Source organism: Acidovorax sp. (assembly GCF_046294525.1).
Classification (GTDB): Bacteria; Pseudomonadota; Gammaproteobacteria; order Burkholderiales; family Burkholderiaceae_C; genus Acidovorax.
Genome location: NZ_JBKBKQ010000018.1, coordinates 1 through 14,117 on the forward strand (window position 1 = coordinate 1; position 14,117 = coordinate 14,117).

14 protein-coding genes are annotated in these 14,117 nt (G+C 66.1%); 4 read left to right on the top strand and 10 right to left on the bottom strand.

Annotated features, from left to right (window positions below; genetic code table 11):
• The first annotated feature begins 164 nt into the window (after positions 1–164).
• The 3 genes from ACK4HJ_RS15920 to ACK4HJ_RS15930 all read left to right on the top strand — a co-directional run bounded on the left by ACK4HJ_RS15920 (position 165) and on the right by ACK4HJ_RS15930 (position 4,068).
• On the top strand, positions 165–878 hold the full coding sequence (locus ACK4HJ_RS15920) for a YkgJ family cysteine cluster protein (RefSeq protein ID WP_409833378.1): 714 nt from the start codon (positions 165–167) through the stop codon (positions 876–878).
• Positions 879–922: 44 nt separating this feature from the next.
• Positions 923–1,507: a hypothetical protein gene (locus ACK4HJ_RS15925; protein ID WP_409833379.1), complete on the top strand. Its 585-nt coding sequence runs from the start codon at positions 923–925 to the stop codon at positions 1,505–1,507.
• 419 nt (positions 1,508–1,926) lie between these two features.
• On the top strand, positions 1,927–4,068 hold the full coding sequence (locus ACK4HJ_RS15930; protein WP_409833381.1) for an ATP-binding protein: 2,142 nt from the start codon (positions 1,927–1,929) through the stop codon (positions 4,066–4,068).
• A 100-nt stretch (positions 4,069–4,168) separates the two neighbouring features.
• Here ACK4HJ_RS15930 and ACK4HJ_RS15935 read toward each other — a convergent pair whose 3' ends face one another.
• From ACK4HJ_RS15935 to ACK4HJ_RS15980, 10 genes are all read right to left on the bottom strand, one after another.
• Positions 4,169–5,125: a universal stress protein gene (locus ACK4HJ_RS15935; RefSeq protein ID WP_409833383.1), complete on the bottom strand. Its 957-nt coding sequence runs from the start codon at positions 5,123–5,125 to the stop codon at positions 4,169–4,171.
• A 124-nt stretch (positions 5,126–5,249) separates the two neighbouring features.
• The gene (locus ACK4HJ_RS15940; protein ID WP_409833385.1) at positions 5,250–5,657 is read right to left on the bottom strand and encodes a GreA/GreB family elongation factor; all 408 of its coding nucleotides are present in this window, start codon (positions 5,655–5,657) and stop codon (positions 5,250–5,252) included.
• A gap of 394 nt (positions 5,658–6,051) precedes the next feature.
• Positions 6,052–6,267 (bottom strand): molybdopterin-binding protein, encoded by a 216-nt coding sequence (locus ACK4HJ_RS15945; RefSeq protein WP_094437412.1) that lies wholly within the window; start codon positions 6,265–6,267, stop codon positions 6,052–6,054.
• 194 nt (positions 6,268–6,461) lie between these two features.
• On the bottom strand, positions 6,462–7,274 hold the full coding sequence (locus ACK4HJ_RS15950) for an ATP-binding cassette domain-containing protein (RefSeq protein ID WP_409833387.1): 813 nt from the start codon (positions 7,272–7,274) through the stop codon (positions 6,462–6,464).
• 270 nt (positions 7,275–7,544) lie between these two features.
• The gene (gene ssuC / locus ACK4HJ_RS15955; RefSeq protein ID WP_409833389.1) at positions 7,545–8,432 is read right to left on the bottom strand and encodes an aliphatic sulfonate ABC transporter permease SsuC; all 888 of its coding nucleotides are present in this window, start codon (positions 8,430–8,432) and stop codon (positions 7,545–7,547) included.
• A 24-nt stretch (positions 8,433–8,456) separates the two neighbouring features.
• Positions 8,457–9,635 (bottom strand): FMNH2-dependent alkanesulfonate monooxygenase, encoded by a 1,179-nt coding sequence (gene ssuD, locus ACK4HJ_RS15960; protein WP_409833391.1) that lies wholly within the window; start codon positions 9,633–9,635, stop codon positions 8,457–8,459.
• A gap of 33 nt (positions 9,636–9,668) precedes the next feature.
• The gene (locus ACK4HJ_RS15965; protein ID WP_409833393.1) at positions 9,669–10,664 is read right to left on the bottom strand and encodes a sulfonate ABC transporter substrate-binding protein; all 996 of its coding nucleotides are present in this window, start codon (positions 10,662–10,664) and stop codon (positions 9,669–9,671) included.
• A 26-nt stretch (positions 10,665–10,690) separates the two neighbouring features.
• Positions 10,691–11,659: a sulfonate ABC transporter substrate-binding protein gene (locus ACK4HJ_RS15970; RefSeq protein WP_409833395.1), complete on the bottom strand. Its 969-nt coding sequence runs from the start codon at positions 11,657–11,659 to the stop codon at positions 10,691–10,693.
• A gap of 171 nt (positions 11,660–11,830) precedes the next feature.
• Positions 11,831–12,421, bottom strand: coding sequence for an NADPH-dependent FMN reductase (ssuE, locus tag ACK4HJ_RS15975; protein ID WP_409833397.1), 591 nt, complete (start codon positions 12,419–12,421; stop codon positions 11,831–11,833).
• 186 nt (positions 12,422–12,607) lie between these two features.
• Positions 12,608–13,630 (bottom strand): sulfate ABC transporter substrate-binding protein, encoded by a 1,023-nt coding sequence (locus ACK4HJ_RS15980; protein ID WP_409833398.1) that lies wholly within the window; start codon positions 13,628–13,630, stop codon positions 12,608–12,610.
• A gap of 169 nt (positions 13,631–13,799) precedes the next feature.
• Between ACK4HJ_RS15980 and ACK4HJ_RS15985 the strand changes: the two genes are divergently transcribed.
• Positions 13,800–14,072: an oxidative damage protection protein gene (locus tag ACK4HJ_RS15985; protein ID WP_044400580.1), complete on the top strand. Its 273-nt coding sequence runs from the start codon at positions 13,800–13,802 to the stop codon at positions 14,070–14,072.
• Positions 14,073–14,117: the final 45 nt, after the last annotated feature.

Consider the following 14,117-nt stretch of genomic DNA (forward strand, 5'->3'; position numbering starts at 1 on the left):
GAGCGGCCGATGCCCACCGCGAAGCGGTATCAAGGGTTGGTCAAACAAGCCGTTTGCTGAGCGCCTTCAACTTAAAGCGGGGGCGTTCGGTGGCAAGTAGTGAATTTCAACAGCCTGCTAAGGTGCGGGGCACAGCCACCTTCCCGACTCCCCGCGAACCGCCCATGCTGACCGACGACGAGCGCTCTGCCTTCCTGCAATCCATCGCCCGCGTGCGGCAGCGGGCAGCACAGGTGCTGCGGCAGACCCAGGGCGCCGATGGTGCGGATGGCGCCGTGGCTTTCATCGCGCAGCTGCATCGGGGCCTGGACACCGTGGCCGAGCAGGCCCGCGCCACCGGCCCCCAGCACGCCTGCCAGGCCGGTTGCGCCCACTGCTGCCACTTGCGGGTCGAAGCGACCGAGCCCGAGGTCTTCAACATCGCCCAGCACCTGCGTGCCCAGCCAGCAGAGGCATTGGCCGATGCCCTCAGCGCTCTGCAGCGGCATGTGACCACCGCCGCGCTCAACCCCACCAACCCTGCACGCCAGGCCTGCAGCTTTCTCGTGGACGAGCGCTGCAGCATCTACCCCGTGCGCCCCGCCGCCTGCCGCAAGGCGCACTCGTTGTCAGCCAAACACTGCGCAGAACAATCCGCCACCATCCCGCAAAACCTGCGCCTGCTGGTGGACGCCGAAGCCCTGATGGCAGGCACAGCCCTGGCCTACCGCGACCAGCCCCTGCCCGCCAGCGCCCACGAGCTGAACGCCGCCGTGCTCGCCGCACTGGCCGACCCCACCGCACTGCACCGCTGGCACCAGGGCGACCCGGCCGCGCTGGTGCCCACACCCGCGCCAGCGCAAGACCCGCACACCCCCAGCGCACCGCCACGCCCTTGACATCCATCAAGCCCCAGCCCGCCCACCGGCCCACAATGCCGCCCATGAGGTCCTTGCACAACACACCCGCCGCGCGCCGCAGCGCCTGGCCCCGCCGCTGGCCTGTCACCCGCACACGCGTGCGCGCTGCCCCCCTGTTGCTCGCCCTGCCCCTGGGGCTGCTGGCAGGCTGCAGCAAGCCCGAGCCCACCGGCCCGGCCCAGACATCATTTGCCGCGCTGGCCAGCGCCTGCACCCAGTTCCTCGCCGCCCGCCAGCCCCACGTGCGCCCCAGCGGCCCTGGCGAATGGACGCTGACGGGCTACAGCCCTGCCCTGGTCCAGCCCGAAGTCACCCGCACCGAATCGTCCGTGACGCCCTATGTGGGCAAGCTCGTCATCAAGGACAACGAAGCCCAGGCCCACGCCCCCACCGAAGCCGCTGCCCAGGCCATCACCCTCACGCCCGCGCACCTGCTCTCCAACCGCACGCACACCTTCATCTACAGCTTTGACGGCCAGCAGTGGCGCTGGCAAAACGGCCAGCGCCTGACGAAGGTGCCGGGCCAGAACGACAGGCTGGAAGGGGTGACGCTGAAAGAAGTGTCGGCTGCGGGGGCGAACGGGTTTAGCGGTTGTTTGCCGCGCTGACGACAAACAAAAGCTATATTTTTAATAGCTGCTATCGCTTTCTGAACAAGCGTTAGAAGGCGATTTCCTAACAACCTCAGGAACATGAGGTCCAAAGCCGGGCGATGCCTGCCCTGCCCCGGGTCCGCAGCGTGGGAATAGGGTGCGGCAGGAAGCTATAGTCGCGTGCACCGCCCGACCGACTCCCCGGCCTGCTTTGACTTGCAGTGCTGGAGCCCGTATCGCTGAACGTACCTCAACATGGCGGCGGCGCCGCCTGAAGCCCTGCGGCGCGCTCGCCAAGCTGAATCCAAAGACTTCAGTGGGGGGGATACCCGCCCTATAACCTCCGCCTCTGGCGATGATCGTTGTCCATGCGCTTCAAAAGTCAACTGTTCGCCCTTGTGCTATCCGTTTTGCTGCCAGCCTGCCTCGCCGCCATGCTCGCCATCTGGTACGTGTACGAAGAGGAAAAGAACGCCCAGGAGACCGGCCTCAAGGAGGCCGCGCGCACTTTCTCTCTGCTGGTGGACAACGAACTGCAGTCGCGGCAGAGGATTCTGCGGACCATTGCCAACTCCCCGTCGCTGGCAAACGGCGACCTTGAACAGTTCTACGAGTTTGCCAAGAGGAATGCGCCCACGCCGGACACCACCATCATCCTCTTCGACCCCGATGGGCGCCAGCTGCTGAACACGCGAGTGCCTCTGGGGACAGCGCTTCCGACGCAGCGGGCTTCGGGTATCAACGAGTTGATGCAGCGCGACGGGGGCATGACGCCCTTGGTGTCGGACGTATTCTTTGCTCCCCTGGGCAAGCGCTATGACTTTGTCGTGCAAGTCCCGTATGTCGAACGCGGTGATATCCGCTACTTTGTGGTGATGGGCGTCAACGCCGCCGCCATCCAGGCGTTGCTGGCCCAGCAGAAGCTGCCCGAGCAGTGGCTGGGCGCTATCGTGGACCGCAAGGGCGTACTGCTGGCCCGTTCACGCAACCCGGCGGAATTTATCGGCCGCTCGTCGGACGAGCGCCTGCAGCGGCTGTTTTCCTCGACCTCTCAAGGCGTGACCCGCTCGGTCACGTTGGATGGGGTGGAAGTGAAGACGTTTTTCCACCGCGTGGCCAGTTCGGACTGGACCGTTATCCTGAGCATCCCAGAGAACGAGATCCGCAGCTCGGCCGTGCGGGGCGCCATCATCTTTGCATCGGCCGCGCTGCTGCTCCTGGTGGTGGCCCTGCTGTTGGCCCGGCGCATCGGCTCGGGCGTCATCCACCGCATGGAGCGGCTGGAGGACGCCGCGCAGGCGCTGGGCCGCGGCGACCCGGTGCACTACTCTTCGCAAGGGCTCTTGGAGGTGGATGCGGTGGGCATGCGCATGGCCGAGGTCAGCAACCGACTGCTGCTGGGGCAGCGCGAGATGGAACTGCGCGTTGCCCAGGCGGTGGCCGACACCGAACGCGCGCAGCGCGCGCTGCTGCAAAGCCAGAAGATGGAAGCGCTGGGCCGACTGACGGGCGGCATCGCGCATGAGTTCAACAACCTGCTGCAGACGCTGTCCACCTCGCTCCAGCTGGCCAAGCGGAGCAGCAACGACACCGCACGTGTCCACAGCCTGCTGGACACCTGCACCAAGGCGATCAAGCGCGCCAAGACGCTGACGGGCCAGCTCAGCTCGTTTGGCCGCACGCAGGATGCACGGCTGGAAACGGTGAGCCTGCACAAGCAGATCCACGAGTTCCGTCAGCTGGTTGACAACGTACTGCCCGCAAGCATCGCGCTGGACATTGCGGTGGACGAAGACCTGTGGCCGGTGACGATCGATCCCACGCAGTTCGAGCTGGCCTTCCTCAACCTGGCCATCAATGCCAAGGACGCCATGCCCGCCGGCGGGGCCATCCGCGTGCAGGTGCGCAATGAAGAGGCCGTGGTGCCCACCGCAGGCCTGCCGCCCGGCGACTACGTTTGCGTGAGCGTGGCGGACTCGGGGATTGGCATGACGGAGGAGGTCATGGCCAAGGCGCTGGACCCCTTCTTCACCACCAAGAAGGTTGGCCAGGGCACGGGCCTCGGCCTGCCGCAAGCCTTTGGTTTTGCCAAGCAATCCGGCGGCGCGCTTGTGCTGCACAGCCGGGTGGGCGAAGGCACGCGGGTGGACATCTTTCTGCCGCGCGCTCAAGGCGTCGATGGCGCTGTGCACTCATCCAACGCGCGGGGGGCCGACGCGGCGCTCAAAGCCCGAGGCACCCTGCTGTTTGTGGAAGACGACCCGCTGGTGCGCGAAAGCGTTGCCCCCGCCCTGGAAGCCGCAGGCCTCACCGTGGTCATGGCGGAAAGCGCCGATGCTGCACTGGCGCACCTGGAGACCGGCAAGGCCGTGGACTACGTTTTCTCGGACGTGGTGATGCCCGGCGCCCTCAACGGCATCGACCTGGCCCGTGCGGTGGTCAGCCGCTTCCCCCACGTGAAGATGGTGCTGGCCACAGGCTATTCAGAACACAGCGTGGCGATGCCAGGGGTGCAGGTGCTGGCCAAGCCGTATGACCTGGCAGATGTGCTGCGGCTGCTGGCGCGGCAAGGTTGAACATCCCTGGGCTGCCGCAGGGGTCAGCCAAACCCTGCACAAATCTGCAGCGCCCGCGTCCACCCACTTCCCGCAGAGAACCGTGGCCGCCCCCCCCGCGTCATGCGCCACCCCACACCGCAGCCGGGTTGGGATGGCTAGGCGGGCGTGGCGCACCCGCCTTGACACGGCGCACTGGCATGTCGGTAGCGAGTCGTTCGATGGCTGCACAGCGGGACGCGGGCTGAAAACCATGGGGCACCATCAGCACATCTGCGCAGGCCCTGCGCAGGATGCGTTGCGCAACGCTCTCGAGGAGCAAGTCTGCCCACAGGGACGCGGTATGTTTGCCCACCACGATCAGGTCAGCACCTGCGTGCTGCTGAGCCACCAACACCTCTCGTGCTGGGTCGCCACGACCGATGGAGGATGAAAGCCGGTTGCGCCGTGCATCGTACGAGTCGGTCAGCGTGAACATCCTGTCTTGCGCATGGCGCCTGCACTGCTCGCGGTAGCGCCGGATGGCTCGCTCAGACACTTCGGCATACCGCAGCTTGCCCTCGTTGGCGGTGCTGATGGCATGGAACAGTTCCACGCGTGCGCTGGGATCGAGCGCCAGGCCCAGCTCGACCATGCGGTGCGACGCATCTGAAAAGTCCACGGCCACCAGCAGACTCCGGTATGGGTAGGCCGCTGCGGTGCACACCGCGACCACGGGACGCTGGCAATCACGCAGCAGGTGGATGGCCGGATGCACGCCCCACCAGGCCCGCAGCCCGCGCAGCGGTGCCGTGCCCCACACCACCAGATCGTGCCCCGCTGCCGCGCGGGAGATATCGGCCACTGTGCAATCCACGCGCGTTATGGCATGAACGGGAACCTGATGGCGTTGCCTGAGCTGAAGCGCATGGTGCGACAAGCGCACGGCCACGTCGGGAGGGGCAAGCTCGCCCGGCTGTGCGAGGTAGACCAACTGCAATGCGGCGCGGTGCTGCGCACAGAGCAGCGCGGCACGGGCCAGGGCGTGCCCTCCCTGTTCAGAGAAATCGGTCACGGCAAGGATGGAGCGAGGGGTCATGTGAGAACGTCCTTTCTGAGTGCACAGCGCGCAGCTGTCCCGCAACGCCGCTGCGAGACGGCGCCGGGGCAATGGCAGGGATGGGGAGCGCAGCCGGGGGCGGGCCGCAGGCTAGAGGTACGGACTACGTGACGTAGTCACCCGTGGCTTCGGGTTGGAACTGGATGCTCTCAATCATGGCAGCGCACTCTTCGCCATGGGGCGTCTGCCACTTGGCGACATCTCCCACCTTCAGACCCAGCAGGCTGATACCCACGGGCGAGAGCACCGAGATGAAACCTGCTGCGGGTTCGGCGTCCTGCGGATAGCAGACCGTAAGTACCTGGCGCCGGTGGGTGTGCGCGTCCACCAGCTCAACGCGGGAATACATCGTGACCACATCGGGCTGCACCGCGCGGGAGCTGGTGATGTCTGCATTGGCAAGCAGATGCTCCAACACAGGAGGAACGTGATGACCCACCAGTTTTGTCAGACGCGAAAAATCCAGATCGGTGAGCATCCGCTCGCCGTGAACGTTAACCATTGCATGCATGAAAGCACTCCATCGAATGCGGCCGTGCCCATGCAAACAAGGCGGCCGCTACCGCGCCTGGCTGGTGCCCGGCGGTAGATGGTTTGCGCTGAAAGGGATGAGGAGGAGAGATGTGCCGCCGGGCTCAGGAATGTGCTGGCGTCAGTTGACGACGCGCGTTCTTCTTGGCCACCGCTCGCGCACAGGCCGCTGCGCGGGGCAGCGCAGCCAGGGCAGTAAAAGGGCAAACCAGAAGGGTCGTCATGGGCCGAGTGTAGGCAACGCGGGCTGTTTCGGGGGCAATAGCCCCAGGGTTCTTGCCAGATACCCTGCGGCCTGGCCCTGCGATTTCTGACGAGGGTCGGGGCACGCTGGTCTCGGCCACCTTGAAGCCGCGCACACAGCCCGCGTCAGATCACAGCTTGGCGATGGACACCTCGGTGGACTTGACCAGCGCGACCACGTCGGAGCCCACGGCCAGGCCCAGGTCGTCCACCGAGCGGGTGGTGATGACGGAAGTGACGATGCCCCAGGGGGTTTCGACATCGACCTCGGAGACAACATCGCCGCGAATGATCTCGCGCACTTTGCCCTTGAACTGGTTGCGTACGTTGATGGCTTGGATGGACATGGGGTTCTCCTAAAAAAAGTCCGTTGACGAAAACAATGAGGAATTCCGGATCACTCAGCGTTGAACGCTGCGCTCGGAACTGGCACGCTCCAGGCCAGTGCCACCGTGGAACTGGCTTTGCCAGGCCACCGGTGGCGTTCCCCTCCCGGAGGAGAGGGGGAAGGTGCGAAGCGACTCAGGGGTGCTTCTTTCATTCACACTGCCCAGCGCAGCCCATGCGCAGGCACGCCGGGCCAGGTGGGTTCGGGGGTGGGCTCCACATCGGGCTTTTGCAGCACGCGGTCGAGGATGCGCTTTTCAAGCTGGGCGAACGCTGCATCGCCGTGCACGCGCGGGCGCGGCAGGGCTATGCGCTGGTCCAGCGCAATCTGGCCGTCTTCGATCAGGATCACGCGGTCGGCCAGGGCCACGGCCTCTTGCACGTCGTGGGTGACCAGCAGCGCGGTGAAGCCCGACTGGCGCCACAGGCCTTCGATGAGGCGGTGCATCTCGATGCGGGTGAGCGCGTCGAGCGCGCCCAGGGGTTCGTCGAGCAGCAGCAGGCGCGGGTCGTGCACCAGCGCACGCGCCAGGGCCACGCGCTGGCGCTGGCCGCCGGACAGGCGTGCGGGCCATTCGCCCAGCCGGTCGCCCAGGCCCACGCGGGCCAGCACGTCGGCCGCGGCGCCGCGCCGCTCGGGCGGCAGGCCCAGGGCCACGTTGTCCTGCACGCGCTTCCAGGGCAAGAGGCGCGCGTCCTGGAACATGATGCGGGTGCTGCCGCTTTGCAGGCCGTCCACGCGGTTGCCGTCGATGCGGATGTCGCCAGCCGACGCCGGCTCCAGCCCCGCCACCAGCCGCAGCAGCGTGCTCTTGCCGCAGCCGCTGCGGCCCACGATGGCAACGAACTCGCCAGGCGCGATGACCAGCTCCGCCTTCTTGAGCACGTCGCGCGTGCCGTAGCGTTTGTCCACGCCGCTCACTTCCAGGCGCACGCCTTGGGGTTGTTGAGATGATTTATTGGTCAAAATGGCCTCCTGCGCCTGTCCATCAAGCGCTAGCAGCTATAAAAAAGTGAGTATCTGGGTGCAATGACTGCGCTGGGCGGGGCCCAATGCCAGGGACGCCGCGCAAGGGCCGCCCCGCCGCGCTGGCGTCGTCCCCCTTCCCGTAGCGCGCAGCGCGTAGAGAGAAGGGGCCGAGGACTACGGCTCCAAGCCTGCCCGCGCAGGCTTGGACAGTCCGAGGGGCTGCCGCCTCTGGCGGCTGCACCGAGCGGTCGCCGCTCAGGGGGATGCTCATGTCTGATAACCGGGATGCCAGCGCAGCCAGTACCGTTCGAGGCCTTTGGCAAACACATCCGCCAGCTTGCCCAGCAGCGCATACAGCAGGATGCCCACGAGCACGATGTCGGTCTGCAGAAACTCGCGCGCGTTCATCGTGAGGTAGCCGATGCCCGCCTGCGCCGAGATGGTCTCCGCCACGATCAGGATCACCCACATCAAACCGAGCGAGAAGCGCAGCCCCACCAGGATGCTGGAGAGCGCACCCGGCAGGATGATTTGCTTGTAGAGCTGCCAGCGGCCGAGGCCATACGTGCGGCCCATCTCGATCAGCCCCGCATCCACGTTGCGGATGCCGTGGAAGGTGTTGAGGTAGATCGGGAAGAACACCGACACGCTGATGAGGAACAGCTTGGCCGACTCGTCGATGCCGAACCACAGGATCACCAGCGGAATCAGCGCCAGCGCAGGGATGTTGCGCACCATCTGGATGGTGGAGTCGAGCAGCGTCTCGAACAGCTTGATGGAGCCGGTGAGCAGCCCCAGCAGCAGCCCCAGCAGCAGCCCCAGCAGCAGCCCCAGGCCGCCGCCCACCGCCAGCCCGGCCAGCGCGCGGCCCGCGCTGACCTTGACGTGCGTCCACAGCTCGCCCGACGCGGAAAGCGTCCACGCGGCCTTGACGACTTCCAGCGGCGCGGGCAGCACGCGCGTGGAGAGCCAGCCTTGCGACGACGCGATCTGCCACAGCACGATGAGGCCGATGGGCACGGCCCAGGGCAGGAGGCGCTGTGCGACGCTGGTGAGAAAGCGGGTCACGGGTGCGGGCAACAACGGTCCTTCGATGGGCAGGTCCACGGCGTCGGCCACCGGGGATACCTGCAGTTCTCTTACGGTGTGTGTCATGGCGGGTTCCGGTTCGGGGATGAATCAGCTTTGCGACGCGCGCGGCACAAAGTCGTTGGCCACGGTTTCGCCAAACGGGCCCAGCGGGTTGCCAAACAAGGGGTTGCCGCTGGCCAGCTGGTTGCGCAACGGCAGGGGCAGCAGCGGGAACACCAGCTCGGCAAAGCGGTAGGCCTCGTCCAGGTGCGGGTAGCCCGACAGCACAAAAGTGTCCAGCCCCAGCGCGGCGTATTCCTCGATGCGCGCAGCCACGGTCTGGGGGTCGCCCACCAGGGCGGTGCCCGCGCCACCACGCACCAGGCCCACGCCCGCCCACAGGTTGGGGCTGATCTCCAGGTCCTTGCGGCTGCGCTTGGCGCCGCCCGCATGAAGGGAGGCCATGCGCCGCTGGCCCTCGGAGTCCATGCGCGCAAACACGGCCTGGGCGCGCACCACGGTGTCGTCGGTCACATGGCTGATGAGTTCCTCGGCGGCGGCCCAGGCCTGTTCTTCGGTCTCGCGCACGATCACGTGCAGGCGGATGCCGAAGTTGACGGTGCGGCCATGTTTTGCGGCCCGGGCGCGCACGTCCGCCACCTTCTTCGCCACTTCGGCCGGTGGCTCGCCCCAGGTGAGGTAGGTCTCGACCTGCTCGGCCGCCAGGTCGTGCGCGGCGGCGGACGATCCGCCAAAGTACACCGGCGGGTGCGGATGCTGCACGGGCGGAAACAGCAGCTTGGCCCCTTTCACCGACAGGTGCTGGCCTTCGTAGTCCAGCGCTTCGCCGCGGTGGCTGCGCGTGAGGATCTCGCGCCAGATGCGGATGAACTCGGCAGACTGTGCGTAGCGTGTGGCGTGGTCCAGGAACACGCCGTCGCCCTCCAGCTCGGCCTGATCGCCGCCGGTGACCAGGTTGATGAGCAGGCGCCCGCCGGACAGGCGATCGAACGTGGCCGCCATGCGTGCAGCCAGCGCGGGCTGGTGCAGGCCGGGGCGCACTGCGACCAGGAACTTGAGGTTGCGCGTGACGGGCAGCAGGCTGGCGGCCACCACCCACGGGTCTTCGCACGAGCGGCCGGTGGGGATGAGCACACCTTCGTAGCCCAGGCTGTCGGCAGCGATGGCGACCTGCTTGAGGTAGTCGTGGTTGAGCTGGCGGGCGCCTTTGGCGGTGCCAAGGTAGCGGCTGTCGCCGTGGGTGGGGATGAACCAGAAAATTTTCATGAAGACCTCTGAGAAGTTGGATCGAGCAAAAAATCAGGACCGGGCATCAGGCCGCCACACGATGTCCGCCACGTTCACGGGTTTGGGAATCAGGCCGAGCTTGAAAAACGCATCGGCCACGCGCTGCTGGTCGGCCACGGTGTCCTTGCCCAGCAGCCCCACGGGCGACGACGGACGGCGCTGGATGAACAGGCTCACGACACCCGCGTCCAGGCCACTGAAGTCGGCAATGAGCTTGATCGCATCCTTGCGCGCCTCTTGCGCCAGGCGGTCGGCGCGGCTGAGCTCTTCAAACAGCACGCGCAGCACCTGCGGGTGGGCTTGCACAAACGGGCGGGCCGCCAGGTAAAACGAGTTGTTGCTGCTGGCCAGGTCGCGGCCGGTCGCAAGGACCCGGGGCTGGATGGCCAGTTCGGTGGCGGCGTAGAACGGGTCCCAGATGGCCCAGGCGTCCACGCTTTTGCGCTCGAACGCGGCGCGGGCATCGGCCGGGGCCAGGTAAACGGGCTGCATGTCGGACCACTGCAGGCCGGCCTTGTCCACCGCGCGCACCAGCAGGTAGTGGGCGCTGCTGCCCTTTTGCACGGCAATGCGGCGGCCCTTGAGGTCGGACAGGGTGCGCAAGGGCGAGTCCTGGAGCACCAGCAGCGCGGAGCTGTCGGGCTTGGGTGGCTCGGCGCCCACGTAGAGCAGGTCTTTGCCAGCGGCCTGGGCAAACACGGGGGGCGAGTCGCCGGTCAGGCCGAATTCGAGGCTGCCAACCGACAGCGCCTCCAGCAGCTGCGGCCCAGCCGGGAACTCCAGCCAGCTGATTCGCGTGCCCGGAAAGCGCTTTTCCAGCACGCCCTGCTGCTTCAGGATGACGAGGTTGACGGGCGACTTCTGATAACCAATGCGCAGTTGCTCAGGCCCTTGCACGGCGGCGCTTTGCGCGTGGGCATAGCGGCCGGCCAGCGCCCAGCTGAAAGCGGTAACGCCCAGCAGCTGCAGTGCGCGGCGGCGCTCTGCGTTGACGGTGAGGTGGGTCATGGCGATGTGTCCTTTCATGGCCCGGGTCACAGCAGATCCACCGGCGCGGCGTGTAGCAGGTTGAGCTTCTTGGGGATGAGCTTGAGGTCGAAGAAGGTGTCGGCAATCGCCTGCTGCTCGGCCAGGATCTCGCGCGTGACGGGCGCGGTGCCGAAGCGGGCGCGGCTCAGGTACAGGTCGGTGATGGATTTGTCCAGGCCCAGCACGGACGACAGCTCGGCAGCAGCGGCTTCCTTGTTCTTGGACGCCCAGGTGTCGATGGCATTGACCTCTTCGATGGCGATGCGCAATACGTCGGCGTTCTTGGTAGCGAAGTCGCGCGAGGTGAAGTAGTAGGCGCGGTTGTTGACCACGCCCGTGGCATCGACCAGCAGGCGCGCGTCGAGCTGCTTTTGCGCGGCGGCGAGGAAGGGGTCCCAGATGATCCAGGCATCGATCGCGCCGCGTTCAAACGCGGCCCGCGCGTCGGCCGGGGCCAGGAAGATGGATCGCACGTCGCCGTATTTCAGGCCGTTCTTCTCGAGCAGCTTGACCAGGAAATACTGCACGTTGGAGCCCTTGTTGTAGGCCACGCGCTTGCCCTTGAGGTCGGCCACGCTGCGGATGGGCGAATCCTTGGGCACGACCACGGCCTCCAGTGCGGGGCGCGGCACAGTGGCACCGGCATAGACCAGCGGGGCGCCTGCCGCCTGGGCAAAGATGGGCGGGGCTTCGCCCACGTCGCCGAAGTCGATGGAGCCGACATTGAGGGCTTCAAGCTGCACGGGGCCGGCGTTGAACTCTGTCCAGGTCACCTTCACGCCCAGCGGGGCCAGGCGCTTTTCGAGCGTGCCGCGGCCCTTGAGGATGGAGAGCCAGCCCTTTTGGTGGCCCACGCGCAGCACGCGGCCAGCGTTTTGCGACCAGGCCTGGGGCGCTGCGACTGCTGCGGTGCTGGCAGCAACCGCAGCCAGCAGTTGGCGGCGTTGCAGGGAGAAGCGGTTCAGTTCGTTCATGGTGCGGATTCCAGATTCAAAACAGGTGAGGGACTGACGACCGGACTGGGTTGGCAGCAGGCGGCACACCGCCCTGCCCGCGCACCCGGCGCAGCAACAAAATCAAAAAAAGACGAAGGGGTAGGAAGGCAGGCGCTGGCACCACGGCAGGGCCGCAGCGCCAGGCCGGTGTCAGACGCTACATCGCACCTGCGAGAACGGCACCGGCGCAAACCGCGTGGCCTGGGCGGGCGACGGGCGCAGGGTTTCGGTCACCAGCACGTTCACCGCATCGTCCAGCCGGGCGGCAATGTCGGCCTGCACGTGGTAGCGGCCCTCGGGCGTCAGCGTGACCTGGGCATCGGTGGCGTAAATGCCAGGCAGGATGCTTTTGGCACCCAGCGACTGAAGCACGGGGCGCAGCGCGTAGTCGAGCGCCAGCATGTGGTGCGGGCTGCCGCCCGTGGCCAGGGGCAACACGGTCTTGCCCTTGAGGGCCGTTTGCGGCAGCAGGTCCAGAAACACCTTGAGCACACCGCTGTAAGCCGCCTTGTAGACCGGGGTGGCCACCACCAGCACGCTGGCATCGGCCACCTGGTCGATGGCATGCACCACCGTGGGGTGGCCAAAGTCGGCCAGCAGCAGCGCCTGGGGCGAGAGGTCGCGGATGTGGATGCGGTCCACCAGCGCACCGCGCACCGAAAGGCGCTGGGCCACGGCATCCAGCAAGGCGGCGGAGCGGGAACGCTCGGAGGGGCTGCCAGCGATGAGCAAGGCGGACATGGTGTGGATTCCTTGACTACTACTGTTTTGATAGCTATCAGCGCTTGATGGAAGCGCGCAGAAGGCTGTTTTTTCTAATAAGAAGGACGTACAGCGCCCTACCCGGCCCGCCCGGGCTGGGTTTTGTTCATGGAGACTGGGACGCCTTCCACCCGCGCACAGAGGCGGGCGGGCTTGCTGGCTTACTTACTTGCGCGTGAAGATCTGGTCAAAGCTCGCGTTGTCGGCAAAGTGGTCCTTGGCCGCCTTGTCCCAGCCACCGAACGCGTCGTTGATGGTGAACAGATTCAGCTTGGGGAACTGCTTGGCGTACTTGGCCTTGGCTTTGTCAGAGACAGCGGGGCGGTAGAAGTGCTTGCCCGCAATGTCCTGGCCTTCCTCGGTGTAGAGGTACTGCAGGTACGCCTCGGCCACGGCGCGGGTGCCCTTCTTGTCCACGTTCTTGTCCACCACCGTCACAGCGGGTTCGGCCAGGATGGAGATCGACGGCGCGATCACGTCGAACTTGGCGCCGAATTCCTTTTCCAGCAGGTAGGCCTCGTTCTCCCACGCAATCAGCACGTCGCCCTGGTTGCGCTGCGCGAACGTGATGGTGGAGCCGCGCGCGCCGGTGTCCAGCGCAGGCACGTTGCCATACAGCTTGGCCACGAACTCCTTGGCCTTGGCGTCGCCACCGTACTTGCGCTTGGCGAATTCCCACGCGGCCAGGTAGTTCCAGCGCGCGCCGCCCGAGGTCTTGGGGTTGGGCGTGATCACCTTCACGTCGGCGCGCACCAGGTCGTCCCAGTCCTTGATGCCCTTGGGGTTGCCCTGGCGCACCACCAGCACGATGGTGGAGGTGTAGGGGGAGCTGTTGTGCGGCAGGCGCTTTTGCCAGTCCTTGGGGATCCAGCCGCCGTTGGTGTGCAGCGCGTCGGTGTCGCCCGCCAGGGCCAGCGTGGCCACATCGGCCTCCAGCCCGTCGATGATGGAGCGCGCCTGCTTGCCCGATCCGCCGTGGCTTTGCTTGATGGTCACGTCCTGGCCGGTCTTGGCCTTCCAGTGCTTGGCAAAAGCCTGGTTGAAGTCCACGTACAGCTCGCGGGTGGGGTCGTACGACACATTGAGCAGCGTCACCGACTGGGCGAGCGACGGCAATGCCGTCAGGGCCAAACTGCCCACCAGGGCGGCGGCGAAGGGAAACTTGATAAAGTCGCGGCGAAAGTTCATGGAAGAGCCTCTTTTGTGAATGTGTTGCGGTGCCAGACACCGATGAAACGCATTCTGGAAGGCCGTCTTCAAAACTGGAACTACTGAGATTTCAGTTCTTTATACCTAAAACATCTGAAGACTGACCCGCGCAGCCTTCGCATCCACCCCATCACGAGAAGGAAACACCATGGCACGCACCGTCCAATGCATCAAACTCGGCCAAGAGGCAGAAGGCCTGGACTTTCCGCCCTACCCGGGCGAGCTGGGCAAGCGCATCTGGGAAAACGTCAGCAAGCAAGCCTGGGCCGACTGGCTCAAGCACCAGACCATGCTGGTCAATGAAAACCGCCTGAACCTGGCCGACGCCCGCGCCCGCCAATACCTGGCCCGCCAGATGGAAAACCACTTTTTCGGCGGCGGTGCAGACGCCGCGGCGGGCTACGTCCCGCCCAGCGCATAACGGAGCAAAGCGAAGTGCAGCGCTGCAAAAAGTGGTTTCGCCAAA